This is a genomic window from Bradyrhizobium sp. (assembly GCF_049798375.1).
Classification (GTDB): domain Bacteria; phylum Pseudomonadota; class Alphaproteobacteria; order Rhizobiales; family Xanthobacteraceae; genus Bradyrhizobium.
Genome location: NZ_JBARGP010000216.1, coordinates 1 through 11,808, shown reverse-complemented (window position 1 = coordinate 11,808; position 11,808 = coordinate 1). Strand labels below are relative to the sequence as shown.

At 64.4% G+C, this 11,808-nt stretch carries 9 protein-coding genes; 2 read left to right on the top strand and 7 right to left on the bottom strand.

Features of this window, described 5'->3' with window-relative positions; all coding sequences use genetic code 11:
- Nucleotides 1-772 (bottom strand): transcription antitermination factor NusB (locus WA702_RS09210; protein WP_425110210.1); only part of this gene is annotated, 772 nt, incomplete at its 3' end.
- 192 nt (nt 773-964) lie between these two features.
- Between WA702_RS09210 and WA702_RS09205 the strand changes: the two genes are divergently transcribed.
- Nucleotides 965-1,177 (top strand): DUF1674 domain-containing protein, encoded by a 213-nt coding sequence (locus WA702_RS09205; protein WP_425110209.1) that lies wholly within the window; start codon nt 965-967, stop codon nt 1,175-1,177.
- A 43-nt stretch (nt 1,178-1,220) separates the two neighbouring features.
- Here WA702_RS09205 and cysC read toward each other — a convergent pair whose 3' ends face one another.
- The 6 genes from cysC to acs form a co-directional block, all read right to left on the bottom strand.
- Entirely contained in the window at nt 1,221-3,113 is a 1,893-nt protein-coding gene (gene cysC / locus WA702_RS09200; RefSeq protein ID WP_425110208.1) for an adenylyl-sulfate kinase, read from the bottom strand.
- The gene (gene cysD / locus WA702_RS09195) at nt 3,113-4,057 is read right to left on the bottom strand and encodes a sulfate adenylyltransferase subunit CysD (RefSeq protein WP_425110212.1); all 945 of its coding nucleotides are present in this window, start codon (nt 4,055-4,057) and stop codon (nt 3,113-3,115) included. The genes cysC and cysD overlap by 1 nt, the downstream gene beginning before the upstream one ends.
- A 20-nt stretch (nt 4,058-4,077) precedes the next feature.
- Nucleotides 4,078-5,097, bottom strand: coding sequence for a sulfotransferase family protein (locus WA702_RS09190; protein ID WP_425110207.1), 1,020 nt, complete (start codon nt 5,095-5,097; stop codon nt 4,078-4,080).
- 99 nt (nt 5,098-5,196) lie between these two features.
- Nucleotides 5,197-6,915: a methyl-accepting chemotaxis protein gene (locus tag WA702_RS09185; RefSeq protein ID WP_425110206.1), complete on the bottom strand. Its 1,719-nt coding sequence runs from the start codon at nt 6,913-6,915 to the stop codon at nt 5,197-5,199.
- Between the two features lie 169 nt (nt 6,916-7,084).
- Complete coding sequence (locus WA702_RS09180; RefSeq protein ID WP_425110211.1) at nt 7,085-7,609, bottom strand: L,D-transpeptidase family protein; 525 nt, start codon at nt 7,607-7,609, stop codon at nt 7,085-7,087.
- A 517-nt stretch (nt 7,610-8,126) separates the two neighbouring features.
- Nucleotides 8,127-10,082, bottom strand: a complete 1,956-nt coding sequence (gene acs, locus WA702_RS09175) for an acetate--CoA ligase (protein WP_425110205.1) — start codon at nt 10,080-10,082, stop codon at nt 8,127-8,129.
- 374 nt (nt 10,083-10,456) lie between these two features.
- Between acs and WA702_RS09170 the strand changes: the two genes are divergently transcribed.
- Nucleotides 10,457-11,626: a DNA topoisomerase IB gene (locus WA702_RS09170; protein WP_425110204.1), complete on the top strand. Its 1,170-nt coding sequence runs from the start codon at nt 10,457-10,459 to the stop codon at nt 11,624-11,626.
- The last annotated feature ends 182 nt before the right edge of the window (nt 11,627-11,808 follow it).

Here is an 11,808-nt window from a genome sequence, read left to right as displayed (position 1 = left end):
GGTCGGCGACATGCCGGCCCGCAATGTCGCCGACCAGCCGCGCTGGCAACGCCGCCGCGGCGTCCTGCACCCACCATTGGCCTTCGGCGAAGCCCGGCAGCATGGTGACCGGGCCATGCAGCAAGGTCCGCACGGTGCCGGTTGGCAGCGTCTCGCCATGCAGGCGACTAGCCCATTGCTCGGGCTCGGATTTGACGGTCAGATCCAGCGACGGCTCGTGGCCGAGCGCGGCCGCGATGTCCTTGGCAGTCGCCTCGCCGTAATGGGCGGTCCAGCGTTTGAGCAGCCAGGGCGCGATATCGAGCGCATGGCCGTTGACCTCCTCGACCAGACCCGCGCCTTCGCGCGCGCAACGGCGCAACACGGCGTTGACGAGCCCGGCATATTTCGCGGCACGCCGGTCAGCCTGGACCAACCGCACCGACAGATCGACCGCCGCGTGATCCGGCACATCCATCCAGAGGATCTGTGCCGCGCCGATCAGCAGCGCGCTCTGCGCCCGCGGCGCATCGGTCGGAATGCCGCGATCGAGCAGCCGGGACAGCACGTGGCCGAGCGTGCCGAGGCGACGCAAGGTCGTCGCCACCAGCCGGCGCATCAGCGCGCGGTCGCGGTCGGCGAGCTGCTTCAGCCCGGGATGCGCGCCGGTACCGTCGAGCTGATCGTCCAGGGTGCGATGCTTGTGAAGGACCCCATCGATCACGTCAGCCGCGATTCGCCGCGCCTGCAGGCCCGGCACTTCGGATGGGGTCGCATATCGCGGTGGGGGCATGCTGGAAAGTCACTCGCAGGAAGAAGGCAGTTCCGCGACGATCCGGCGCATGCCATGAGAGCAGCGGGACCTCTGTCACGAGAATATGCCAAATGTAAGAAACCTTGCCGAACTTTTTAGCCCTGGCTTTCGGCATATCGGCACGCGATCTGAAGAGGTTGACGCAGCTCGGTGCAACGGTGGAATGACAAGATGAGCGACGATTCGTCCAGGACTGCGGCCACGGAACAGCCGCGCAAGGTGCTCGCTGCGGCGGCCCAGCGGGCGCTTGCCGAGGCGGACGCACGGAGACGTGCATCCGCCGAGCATGCCGAAAAGATGCCTAGGGAGTTGCAGGGACCTAAAGGGCCGGAACCTACGCGCTACGGCGATTGGGAGCGCAAGGGTATCGCTTCAGATTTCTGAGGCGCAAACGTCGTCTCCGGTGGCCGGAGACGACGTCACGCGGTCACAGATAGTGGTGCTGACGCAGGTAGGCGACGATCAGTTCGCAAGCGGCATCGGCCGACATCGTGGCGGTGTCGATGGTGATCTCCGCGGCGGCCGGTTGCTCATAGGGCTGATCGATGCCGGTGAAGTTCGGCAGCTCACCCGCCCGGGCCCTGCGGTAGAGTCCCTTCGGATCCCGGCTCTCGCAAGCCTGAAGTGGCGTTGCGACGTGGATCTCGATGAACTCGCCCCCATCGAGCCTAGCGCGCGCCATGTCGCGATCGGACCGGAACGGCGAGATCAGCGACACCAGCGTGATCAGGCCGGCGTCGACGAACAGGCTCGCGATCTCGGTGACCCGACGCATGTTCTCGACCCGCGCTTCCGTAGTGAAGCCGAGATCGCGGTTGATGCCGTGGCGCAGATTGTCGCCATCGAGCAATGCGGTGTGGCGTCCGAGCTCGCAGAGGCGCCGTTCCACGAGATTGGCGATGGTCGATTTGCCGGCGCCGCTGAGCCCGGTGAACCAGAGCACGCAGGGTCGTTGCTGCTTCAGGCGGGCCCGTACTGATTTGTCGATGTCGAGCGTCTGCCAGCGGATATTGTCGGCACGACGCAGCGAGAAATCGATCAGGCCGGCCGCGACCGTGCGGCGCGTGATCGGATCGAGCAGGATGAAGCTGCCGAGCTCGCGGTCGTCGCGATAGGCCTCGCACACCAGCGGCCGATCGAGACTGAGATTGACGCAACCGATCTCGTTGGCTTCGAGCGTGGTCGCGGCCTGCTGTGCCATGGTGTCGATCGCGACGCGGTGCTTCAAGGTCGAGATGACCGTGCCGACGGACGAGGTGCCGGATTTCAGCACGTAGCTCCGGCCCGGCAGCATCGCCTCGTCATCGAACCACACCAGATGCGCGCCGAGCTGGTCCGAGACGATCGGCAGTTGGCGCGATGTCAGCACGTCGCCGCGGCTGGCATCGACTTCGTCGGTCAACACAATCGTCACCGACTGGCCTGCGGTCGTGTGATCGAGTTCTCCATCAGCCGTAACGATGGCGGCGACATGGCTGCTGCGGCCCGAGGGCTGCACGCTGACCGGATCGCCGGGCCGAATTGTTCCGCTGGCGATGCGCCCGCAGAAGCCGCGAAAATTCGCGTTCGGCCGGTTGACCCATTGCACCGCGAGCCGGAACGGCCGCTCCTGGATGCCGCCGCTGACGTCGATGGATTCGAGATAGTCCATCACCGTCTGCCCGCTGTACCAGGGCATCCGCGTACTCGCTATGAAGATGTTGTCGCCGTCGCATGCCACGACCGGAATGCACTGGACGTCGTGAATGCCGAGCCGCTCGGCCAGCATGCGGAATGCGACTGCGATCGCCGTGAAGCGATCGGCATCGAACGCGACCAGATCCATCTTGTTGACCGCCAGCACGACATGACGAACGCCGAGCAGGCCGAGAATGTGGGCGTGGCGACGGGTTTGCGTGATCACCCCTTTGCGTGCGTCGACCAACACCACGGCCAAATCGGCATTGGAGGCGCCGGTCGCCATGTTGCGGGTGTACTGCACGTGACCAGGCGTGTCGGCGACCACGAACCGCCGGCGCTGGGTCGCGAAGAAGCGATAGGCGACATCGATGGTGATGCCTTGCTCACGCTCCGCCTGCAGGCCATCGACCAGCAGCGCGAAGTCGAGCTGCGCGCCGGCGGTGCCGGAAACCTTGCTGTCGGAGGTCAGGGTATCGAGCTGATCGTCGAGCAGCATCTTGGAGTCATAGAGCAGCCGCCCGACCAGCGTGCTCTTGCCGTCGTCGACGCTGCCGCAGGTGACGAAACGCAATGTCGGCTTGTCGTCGTGAACGGACGCGGTGGCGTGACCGCCGTTCAAAGTCGCTTCCAGCAAAGCCATCAGAAGTAGCCCTCGACTTTCTTGCGCTCCATCGATGCCGAGCTGTCGCGGTCGATGATGCGGCCCTGCCGCTCCGATGTCTTCGAGGCCATCATCTCCCTGACGATCGCCGGTAGGTCTGCCGCCGTCGACGCTGTTGCCCCCGTGAGCGGATAGCAGCCGAGGGTGCGAAACCGGATCGATTGCAGTTGCGGCACTTCGCCTGATAGCAGCGGCATCCTGTTATCGTCGACCATGATCAGCGCCCCGTCGCGCTCGACAGCCGGCCGCATCGCCGCGTAGTAGAGCGGGACGATCGGGATGTTCTCGACCTCTATGTATTCCCAGATGTCGAGCTCGGTCCAGTTCGACAGCGGGAACACCCGCATGCTCTCGCCGGGCGCGAGCAGCGTGTTGTAGAGGCTCCACAGCTCGGGCCGCTGGTTCTTCGGGTCCCAGCGGTGCGCCGTGCTGCGGTGGGAGAAGACGCGCTCCTTGGCGCGCGATTTCTCTTCATCCCGTCTTGCGCCGCCGATCGCGGCATCGAAGCGATGCAGATCGAGCGCCTGCCGCAGCGCCTGGGTCTTCATGACGTCGGTGTAGAGCGCCGAGCCGTGGCTGAACGGGCCGATGCCCTGGGCGAGCCCCTCGGCATTGGTGTGGATCAGAAGCTCCAGGCCCAACTCGCGCGCCCGCTGGTCGCGAAACGCGATCATCTCGCGAAATTTCCAGGTGGTGTCGATGTGCAGCAGCGGAAATGGTGGCTTGGCCGGATGGAAGGCCTTTATCGCCAGGTGCAGCAGCACCGAGGAGTCCTTGCCGATCGAGTAGAGCATCACCGGCTTGCGGAATTCGGCCGCGACCTCGCGGAAGATGTGAATGCTTTCCGCTTCGAGGCGCTTGAGGTGGCTGCTGGCGCCGCGCGGCGCGTCATTGCAGCAGGGAGCGAGCGACGGGGCCGTCATGGTCGGAAGCTCTGATGTGCTCATGCGGCGGTCCCGATCTTGTCGCCGAACAGGCGTTCCGACGTCGCCGAGGTGAGGCCGAGATCGCGAACGCAGGCCGCAACCGCGGCGCGATAAACCTTGTTGACCCCGCAGCGCTCCAGCAGGTCCAGCTGGGCTTCGCTCAGCGAGAGCGTTGCACGCCGCTGGTAGCGATAAGCGCTATCAGAGGTGTGGAGATTGGGCACTTTGTAAACAGCCGCTTCGCTCGGAAAAATAACGCATGCGTTGTTCATCTGCGCTTGCCCTGGCTCCCGCCAGGACGTCACGGCGTTTTCGGTGAAGCTGCCGGACAGACCAATGCGATCGAACAGGACGCGAACCGACGACAGGGGCTCCTTGCTTGCCTCATAAACATAATGCGTCACTGAAACACCCTGTTGCTTGGCATAGTCTGCAACCCGAGCGGCGCTGAGCGCGGCCAGGACATAATGCGCGAGCAACGTATCTGCCGGCGCGCGCGAGATCAGCTTGTCGAGCCACGACGCCAGCGCACTCGCCGGCTCGCGATCGAGCGCGATGAGGCGCAGCCGATGTCGCGGATAGCCGGCCTCGATCAACAGCTGCAGCGGATTGAACAGGCTCTCCGCGACGACATACGGCCCGATCGTTTCCTTGCTGAAGATGCAAGGCTGGTCGGCCGCGGACGGCGTGACCCAGGGCGTCAGCGCTTGGCCGACCATCGCGTCGCGCAGCATCGCCTTCAGCGGCTGGTAGTAGGAGGGCATGCCTGTCATGCCGAACAGGTTGCTCAGCGCCGTCGATCCGACCCGGGCCTTGCCGCATGCGAAATAGAGCATCGGGAAGTCGTGCGCCGGGCGATGGCGAAAATTCTCGGCAAGGCGCTCCGTCACTTCGCGCGTCAAGGTTTCGAGGGTGACGGTCCTGCTCTGGAATGCGCCGACTGGCGAAAGCAGCATGGTGTCGAGCGACGGATCCTGACGCCTGATCAGATCGGCCAACCGCTCCACGGCATCGGCTGATGTCATGTCCGTATTCATAGGCACTCCTTTTTCTTGGTTTGAGTTTCTTGATGCCGAGCGCGCAGCCGCCATCGTTCGCGTCGACGCGTTGGCCGCGGCTCCGGGGTTCGCGCTGCGTTAGGCGGCGCGCACGGTATTGAGGAAATTCTCGACTTCGGCCTTGAGGCTGCTGCTCTCGGTCGCGAGCGAGCGGGCAGACGCCAGCACCTGGGCTGACGCTGCGCCGGTGGCGCGGGCACCTTGATTGACGTGCGTGATCTTCTCGGCGACCTCAGCGGTGCCTTTGGCGGCCTCGCTGACATTGCGCGCGATCTCGGTGGTCGCCGCGCCCTGTTCCTCGACGGTGGCGGCGATGGTGGTCGCGATGTCGGAGATCTGTGTGATGGTCGCGCTGATTTCCCTGATCGCTGCGACCGAATCCTGGGTCGCGGCCTGCATGCCGGCGATCTGCGTGCCGATCTCTTCGGTAGCCTTGGCGGTCTGGGCGGCGAGCGCCTTGACCTCGCTGGCGACCACGGCGAAGCCGCGGCCGGACTCGCCGGCGCGCGCGGCCTCGATGGTGGCGTTGAGCGCCAGCAGGTTGGTCTGTTCGGCGATCGCGGTGATCAGCTTGACGACGTCGCCGATGCGCCCGGCTGCCTTGAGTAGCTCATTGATGCGGCTGTCGGTGCGCTGCGCCTGCTGAACCGCGTCGCCGGCAATGCGGCTGGAGTCATGGACCTGGCGGCCGATCTCGGTCACCGACGCGCTCATCTCCTCCGCCGCGGAAGCCACTGCGCCCACATTGGTGGAGGCTTCCTCGGACGCCGCGGCGACCATTCCGGACAGTTGCTGGGTCTGACTCGCGTTGCCGGACAACGTGCCGGCGGCAGCTTCCAGCTGATGGGATGCGGAGGACACCGAGGTGACGATGCCGCCGACCGCAGCCTGGAAGGCGTCGGCAAGCTTGATCATGTCGGCCTTCCGCCGTGCGGCGGCTGCGGCCTCCTGATCCTTCTGCTCGGATTCCATCTGCTCGATGCGAACCAGATTTTCCTTGAAGGTCTTCGCCGCGCGGGCGTTGTCGCCGACTTCATCGCTGCGGTCGACATACGGAATTTGGACGGCCTTGTTCCCGCTCGCCAGTTCCAACAGCACCTCGCCGATGCGGCGGATCGGGCGGGCGATGTTCAGGACCGAGAAGAATGCCGAGCCGATCAGCATCAGCATGACGAAGACGCCGACGACGAATGCGAAGGTGGCGACGCGATCCAGTTCCGCCAGCAACTCGCCTTTGCGGCGCGCCGCCATCTGGTCGGCGACACGCACCAGATCGTCGATGCGTTTGCTGACTTCCTGCGCCGCCGGGCGCATGTGCTCGGCGAGAATGCTCGCCTTCGCGGCTTCGGCCGCGGCCTTGGCACCGCCGGCGGCAGCGCCAATGACGGCCTTTTGCGCCGCCGCCAGTTCGACGGCACTGGCGAGATAAGCCTCCGCGAATTTCTTCGTCTCGCGATAGCCGTCCTGGGTCACCTTCCGCGTTGCCCGTTCCGTCGCGGCGTCGATCTCCGTACCGGCTTCAGCCACGTCGGTGCGGAGAGCTCCAAGGCTCTTGTCGACCTCCTCGATCGACGACGCGGTACCGATCTCGACAGCAGCAAGCTGCGCGCGCGCCATCGCCGTCTGCGTCGACTGCGCATTGCCCTTGTTGAGATAGTTGATGATGACCAGGCGGTTGGATTCCGCAATCGACCCGTTGCCGAGCATCTGGTTGCCGAGCATGCCGCCGACCAGCACGACGCCGATTGCTGCGGTCAGACCGAGCTTCGTGCCGATACGAAAATTGAACTGCACCATGGTGCCAAAACCCTCGCGATTCCCTGCACGCGAGTTGGCGCCATAGAGCTAAATACAACCTAAATAAGCATACCGGTAAAACTACTGGAAGTTGTATCGTTTGATATTACCGCGGGAAAAGCTGCGCACGCGCGCAGCTTGCTGCGATTTCGATCCTTGATGCGACGCATCAGCGCGTGACCACCACCTTGGTTCCCACCGCGACGCGATCGTAGAGATCGGTGATGTCGGTGTTCAGCATGCGGATGCAGCCGTAGGAGACGTAGCCGCCGACCGAGTTCGGCACGTTGGTGCCATGAATGGCATATGCTCCGCCGGAGAGCGTCATCGCGGCCACGCCCATCGGATTGCGTGGCGAGCCGCCGGGGATCACGTCCGGCAGATTCGGCTTGTCGCGCTTGACCTCGGGGGGCGGCCCCCAAGCCGGGTTCTTGTACTTGCCGTCGATCTGTCGGATACCCGCCCACTGCTTGCCGTCCTTGCCGACCCCGACCGGATAGCGGATGGCGTGGCCGTCATTCAGGATCAGATAGAGCTTGCGTTCGCCGGTCCTGACCACGATCGTACCCGGCGAATAGTCGCTTTGGGTCGCGACCAACTCGGGCCGCGCCAGAGCCGGCGCCGTCATTGCAGCCGTCATCGTCATCGACGCCACGAAGGTGGCGCTCAGGGCCACCGCAATCCCCTTCAACATCATCGCTTCGCCTCGTCTGCCCCGGCGCCGCGTTTCGCCCCTGTGGACGCAAACGGCACCCAACAACCCTGTAGGGATCCATCACCCGCGTGATTTGGCCGCAATTTTACGGACTCCCGCTCACCGGATGGTTGTCCGGGTCCGCCTGCAGGTACGTCCTGACGAGGAGGAAAGTAAATGTCGCGATCAAAGTAAATGACCTGGAAACAACACCGGTACGCAAAACCGCCGCACCGGCGCTGCATTGATTAACATCGGCGTGAGCAGGCTTGTCTTAACCTAGACCCGCTCTTGTCCGCCATAGCTCGAAGAGCGACGGCGGATGCGGGGAGAGGTCGGATGGCATCGAAGATGACATCCGGGTGAGGAAGCACAGGTCCGACAATTCGAACTGAGCAAGCGTCTGTCCCTCACCCCAACCCTCCCAGCGCGAGCGAAGCTCGTCGCGCCGCCGTAAGAACGGGAGGAGGGAGCGCACCAAACGGCTGGGCGCGACTTCGGCATATTCAGTGACGTTCTACGCGTGCTTCTCGTCCTTGCGGTTCTGCCGGTTGTTGACGAGGTCAACGACCACGGCGGGATCGGCGAGCGTCGAGGTGTCGCCGAGCGAGCCCGGCTCGTCCTCGGCGATCTTGCGCAGGATGCGGCGCATGATCTTGCCGGAGCGCGTCTTCGGCAGGCTGGGCGCGAACTGGATCTGGTCCGGCGAGGCGATCGGGCCGATCTCCGCGCGGACCCAGGCGACCAGCTCCTTGCGCAATTGCTCGGTCGGCTCGATGTCGGCCATCAGGGTCACATAGGCGTAGATGCCCTGGCCCTTGATGTCGTGGGGATAGCCGACCACCGCGGCCTCCGAGACTTTGGGATGTGCGACCAGCGCGCTCTCGACCTCGGCGGTGCCCATGCGATGGCCGGAGACGTTGATGACGTCGTCGACGCGGCCGGTGATCCAGTAATAACCGTCGGCATCGCGCCGGCAGCCGTCGCCGGTGAAGTACTTGCCCTTGTAGGTCGAGAAATAGGTCTGCTCGAACCTGACATGGTCGCCATAGACGGTGCGCATCTGCCCCGGCCACGACCTGGTGATACAAAGATTGCCGGTAGCCTCGCCTTCGAGCGGCTTGCCCTCGGCATCGACGATCTCCGGCACCACGCCGAAGAACGGCAACGTCGCCGAGCCTGGCTTCTGCGCGATCGCGCCCGGCAGCGGCGTGATCATGATGCCGCCGGTCTCGGTCTGCCACCAGGTGTCGACGATCGGGCACCTGGAGTCGCCGACCACGCGATAGTACCATTCCCAGGCTTCCGGATTGATCGGCTCGCCGACCGAGCCGAGCAGGCGCAGCGATGCGCGCGAGGTTTTGGTCACCGGTGCGTCGCCGGACTGCATCAGCGCGCGAATCGCGGTCGGCGCGGTGTAGAAGATATTGACCTTGTGCTTGTCGATCACATTCCAGAAACGCGAATTGTCCGGGTAGTTCGGCACGCCTTCGAACATCAAGGTGGTGGCGCCATTGGCCAGCGGACCGTAGAGGATGTAGCTGTGGCCGGTGACCCAGCCGACATCGGCCGTGCACCAGTAGACGTCGCCGTCGTGATAGTCGAAGACGTATTGATGCGTCATCGAGGTGTAGACCAGATAGCCGCCGGTGGTGTGCAGCACGCCCTTGGGCTGGCCGGTCGAGCCTGACGTATACAGGATGAACAGCGGGTCCTCGGCATGCATGTGCTCGACCGGGCACTCCGTCGTCACCAATGCGGCCGCCTCGTGGTACCAGAGGTCGCGGGTCGGGTTCATCTCGACCTTGCCGCCGGTGCGCTTGACGACGACCACCCAGTCGACGCCCTCGACCTTGTTCAGCGCCGCATCGACATTGGCCTTCAGCGGCACCTTCTTGCCGCCGCGCAGGCCTTCATCGGCAGTGATGACGATGTTGGATTTGCAGTCCTTGATGCGCTGGGCGAGGGAATCCGGCGAGAATCCGCCGAACACCACCGAGTGGATCGCGCCGATCCGCGCGCAGGCCAGCATCGCGTAGGCCGCTTCCGGGATCATCGGCATGTAGATGGTGACGCGGTCACCCTTCTTGACGTTCCGCGTGCGCAGGATGTTCGCCATCCTGCAGACCTCGTCATGCAGTTGGCGATAGGTGATGTGCTTCGATTCCGAGGGGTCATCGCCCTCCCAGATGATCGCGGTCTGGTCGCCGCGGCTGTGGAGGTGACGGTCGATGCAGTTGTAGGCGGCGTTGAGCACGCCGTCCTCGAACCATTTGATCGAGATGTTGCCGGGCGTGTAGGAGGTGTTTTCGATCTTGTGCGGCGCCTTCATCCAGTCGAGACGCTTGGCCTGCTCGGCCCAGAAGCCGTTCGGGTCGGAGATCGAGCGGGCGTACATCGCCTTGTACTTAGCGGCATCGACGAGGGCGCGTTTGCTCCACGCGGCCGGCACATCGTAAATCTTTTCGGACATTTTTACCCTCCACAATGCGGCCTGCGCACGCGTTGATCGCTGGCCGTCGCCGTTGTCTCACTATGCGTCCGCCTAGCCGAGCCGGACAAGCATGGACAAGTAGAACCTTCGGCGGGAGCTGAGCCTTGCGGTTGGTCAAGCAATCGCAAGTCCTGGTTGTGCGTGTTTTGCTCAGCTCCCGGCCAGACCCGGTCAAGGTTACCGGGGAATGGCTGGCATGAATGGTATCTAAAAACCGGAACGCCTGAAATTGGGGACTCGCCAAGGGGATAAGAACCTCCTATGTCGCGACTAAGGTGTGGATAACCCCGCAGGAACCAAACGTCAGTCGGGGGCATTAAGCGGATAAAGCAGCACGCAGGGCGTCTAAGGCAATGATGGATCAGCAGAATTTTGAGGCCGTCCGGCCCGGCTCCGCCGATCCCGACGTCGCGCTTGCGAAGGCACTCGGCCAATGGCCGCCCAATCCACCCCGCCGCAAGCTCACCCTGAAAGACCTCAAGGCCAAGCCGGCCGCCAAGACCTCCGTCGAGGAGCTGGCCGAGGAACTCGGCCTGACGCTCGGCGAGCAGGCCGAATTGACCATCCGGAGGGTCAAGCGCGGCAAAAGCTACAGCTTCACGCGCGCCAACGGCACCACGGTCCGGGACGTCAGCACTATCCGCCGGCTGAAGGCGATGGCGATGCCGCCGGCCTATCGCCACGTGCGCTACTCGCCCGATCCGAACTCGCATCTGCAGGCCGTCGGCGTCGATGCCGCCGGGCGGCTGCAATATCGCTATCACTCCGATTGGGAGAAGGTGCGCGAGCAGCGCAAGGCACACCGGCTGGCCAAGCTGGTCGCCGCGCTGCCGCGGATTCGCCGCGCCGTGAACAAGCATCTCGCCGGCGAGGAACCGACGCGGGAGTTCGCGTTGTCCGCCGTGATCGAGCTGATCGCGCGCACGGCGATCCGGCCGGGCAACGAATCCTATATGCGGATGCACGGCACCCGCGGCGCCACCACGCTGTTGAAATCCAACGTCACGCTGGAAGACGATTCCTTCGTGCTGACCTTCAAGGGCAAGGGCGGCAAGGCGGTGCGCAAGGAATGCGACGCCACCAAGCTGGTGCGGGCGCTCGGCATCCTGCGCGGCGTCCCGGGCAAGCGTATGTTCCAGTACCGTGATGCGCAAGGCATCGTGCGTGCGGTCTCGACTACCCAGGTGAACGCGTTCCTGCGCGAGATCGCCGGCATCAAGATCTCGTTGAAGGACTTCCGCACCTTGATGGCGTCCGCGGTGGCACTGGAGACGCTGTCGCGGGTGACTCCGGCTGCCAGCCAACGCGGCCGCAAGAAGCAGATCCTGGAAGCGATTCGCGCCGCGGCCGACGAGCTCACCAACACGCCGGCGATCTGCCGCCGCAGCTACGTCCATGACACCATCGTCACCGCGTTCGAGGACGGCATTCTGGAGCGCTTCGCCGCCACCATGAAAGGCCAGCGCTCGCAGACCAGGCGCGAGCAACTGCTCGCCCAGGTCGTCACGGCAGCGGCGGCGTAGGGGCTGCGCAGTTCGGAGCGCCGCGCTTGGCGCATCGCCGACACTCTCCGCTGTCATCGTCCGCGAAGGCGGACGATCCAGTATTCCGGAGACAGCAGTAATCGACCGAGGGCCGCGGCGTACTGGATGCCCCGCCTGGGGCATCACATCTGAAGATGTCGCACGCGCATTGCGAACATGAC

What these genes read in the sequence shown, in the direction of transcription:
- WA702_RS09185 (WP_425110206.1), bottom strand. Translation starts at nt 6,915, where the DNA reads ATGGTGCAGTTCAATTTTCGTATCGGCACGAAGCTCGGTCTGACCGCA.
- cysD (WP_425110212.1), bottom strand. Translation starts at nt 4,057, where the DNA reads ATGACGGCCCCGTCGCTCGCTCCCTGCTGCAATGACGCGCCGCGCGGC.
- acs (WP_425110205.1), bottom strand. Translation starts at nt 10,082, where the DNA reads ATGTCCGAAAAGATTTACGATGTGCCGGCCGCGTGGAGCAAACGCGCC.
- WA702_RS09205 (WP_425110209.1), top strand. Translation starts at nt 965, where the DNA reads ATGAGCGACGATTCGTCCAGGACTGCGGCCACGGAACAGCCGCGCAAG.
- WA702_RS09170 (WP_425110204.1), top strand. Translation starts at nt 10,457, where the DNA reads ATGATGGATCAGCAGAATTTTGAGGCCGTCCGGCCCGGCTCCGCCGAT.
- WA702_RS09190 (WP_425110207.1), bottom strand. Translation starts at nt 5,097, where the DNA reads ATGAATACGGACATGACATCAGCCGATGCCGTGGAGCGGTTGGCCGAT.
- cysC (WP_425110208.1), bottom strand. Translation starts at nt 3,113, where the DNA reads ATGGCTTTGCTGGAAGCGACTTTGAACGGCGGTCACGCCACCGCGTCC.
- WA702_RS09180 (WP_425110211.1), bottom strand. Translation starts at nt 7,609, where the DNA reads ATGTTGAAGGGGATTGCGGTGGCCCTGAGCGCCACCTTCGTGGCGTCG.